The sequence below is a fragment of the Streptomyces sp. NPDC047315 genome (genome assembly GCF_040643215.1).
Taxonomy (GTDB): Bacteria; Actinomycetota; Actinomycetes; order Streptomycetales; family Streptomycetaceae; genus Streptomyces.
In genome coordinates, this window is sequence record NZ_JBEYTZ010000105.1 from 1 (window position 1) to 2,440 (window position 2,440).

The 2,440-nt window shown below is 67.4% G+C and carries 1 protein-coding gene; it reads right to left on the reverse strand.

The window, feature by feature from the left end; translation table 11 throughout:
• Positions 1 to 2,430: type I polyketide synthase (locus tag ABZ842_RS38745; RefSeq protein WP_361548563.1), on the reverse strand; the 2,430-nt coding region annotated here is incomplete at its 3' end.
• Positions 2,431 to 2,440: the final 10 nt, after the last annotated feature.

Consider the following 2,440-nt stretch of genomic DNA (forward strand, 5'->3'; position numbering starts at 1 on the left):
ACCCACCGGCCGGCCTTGGCCATAAGTCGCCAACAAAGCCTGCGCCTCAATCGGGTCACCCAACGGCGTCCCCGTCCCATGCCCCTCCACCACATCCACATCCACCACCGACAACCCCGCCCGCACCAAAGCCTGCCGAATCACCCGCTCCTGCGACCGACCACTCGGCGCCGTCAAACCATTCGACGCACCATCCTGATTCACCGCAGAACCCCGCACCACCGCCAACACCCGATGACCAAGACGCCGCGCATCCGACAACCGCTCCACCAACAACAACCCCACCCCCTCCGACCACCCCGTCCCATCCGCACCCGCACCAAACGACCGACACCGCCCATCCACCGACAACCCCCGCTGCCGCGAAAACTCCACAAACGACAACGCCGACGACATCACCGTCACCCCACCCACCACACCCAACGAACACTCACCCGACCCCAAAGCCTGCACCGCCAAATGCAACGCCACCAACGACGACGAACACGCCGTATCCACCGTCACCGCAGGACCCTCAAACCCAAACCAATACGCCAACCGACCGGAAACGACACTGGAGAGGTTTCCCGTCAGCAAGAAACCCTCGAATTCGGGCGGGTTCTCGGCCAGCCTCGATGCGTAGTCGTCGTACATCGCTCCCGTGAAGACGCCGGTGGGGGTGCCGCGCAATTCCTCCGGGTCGATTCCGGCGTGTTCGAAGAGTTCCCACGCGGTCTCCAACAACAGACGCTGCTGCGGATCCGTCGCCACCGCCTCCCGCGGCGACATCCCGAAGAACCCCGCATCAAACTCATCCGCGTCATACAAAAACCCACCACGACGCGTATACGACGACCCCGACCTCAACCCAACCGGATCAAACAAACCCTCCAAATCCCACCCCCTATTCACCGGAAACCCACCCACACCCTCCCGCCCCTCAACCACCAACCGCCACAACCCATCCGCCGAAACCACCCCACCCGGAAAACGACACGCCATCCCCACGATCACCACCGGATCAGCAGTCGCGACGGAGGGCGCGACATGAGGCGCGGGGACAGGTGCGAGGACGGGTGCGGGAGCGGCGCTGGTGAGTTCGTCGTGCAGGTGCCGGGCGAGGGCTAGGGGCGAGGGGTGGGCGAAGACGACCGTCGGCGGCAGCGGCAGACCCGTGCGGGCGCTCAGGAGGTTGCGGAGTTCGACGCCTGCGAGCGAGTCGAGGCCGAGTTCGCTGAAGGCCCGTGCGGGGGCGATGTCCGACGGTTCGGAGTGCCCCAGCACCTCCGCCACCCGCGCGCGGACCTGCTCCAGGACCGCGTCGAGCCGTTCGTCTTCGGGGAGGGCGGTGATGCGCCGTACCCACTCGGTGTCGGGTTCGGCGTGGCCCGCGGCGCGGTCCACCGTCGTACGACGCCGCGCGGGCCCGCGTACGAGCCCCTTCAGCAGTGGCGACGGCGGGCCCCCTGGCGCGTCCAGCGCCGGTCGGTTGAGCAGTGCCGGTACGGCGAGGGGCGCGCCGCTCGCGAGTGCCGCCTCGAAGAGCGCGCGGGCGCGGTCGACGGGGAGCGGGAGGAAGCCAGAGCGCGCCCATCGGGCGCGGCCGGCGGCGTCCAGGGAGGCGCCCATGCCGCCTTCGCCGCCCCACAGGCCCCACGCGAGTGAGATTCCGGGCAGTCCCTGCGCACGACGATACGAAGCCAGGGCGTCCAGAAAGGCGTTGGCAGCCGCATAGTTCGCCTGACCCGGTGCTCCGATGAGGCCGGAGACGGAGGAGTAGAGGACGAAGAAGGAGAGATCCATCCCCGCGGTGAGCTCATGCAGATGCCAGGCCGCATCCGCTTTGGGGTGCAGGACGGCGGCCAGGCGCTCCGGAGTGAGCGTCTCCACCGTCGCGTCGTCGAGTACGCCGGCCGTGTGCACCACACCCACCAACGGCCGATCCACCGGAATACGACCCAACACCCCCTCCAACGCACCACGATCACCCACATCACACACCTCAAACACCACCTCAGCCCCCAACCCCACCAACACCCCCTCCAACTCCACCCCACCCACAAACCCACCACCACGACGACTCACCAACACCAACCGACCCACCCCCAACACCTCCACCAACCACCGCGCCACCAACCCACCCAACACACCCGAACCACCCGTCACCAACACCGACCCACCACCCAAACCACCCAACCCACCAACCCCAGACACACCACCACCCACCCCACCCACCAACCGAGGCACAAACACCACACCACCCCGCACCCCAAACACCCACTCCCCCAACCCCCAACCCACACCCCAATCAGGCAACCCACCACCCCCACCCACCACATCCACCAACACAAACCGACCCGGATGCTCCACCCCAGCCGACCGCACCAAACCCCACACCAACGACCCCACCAAACCCCCCAACCCCACACCCTCACCCCCCAACACACCCACCGCACCCTCC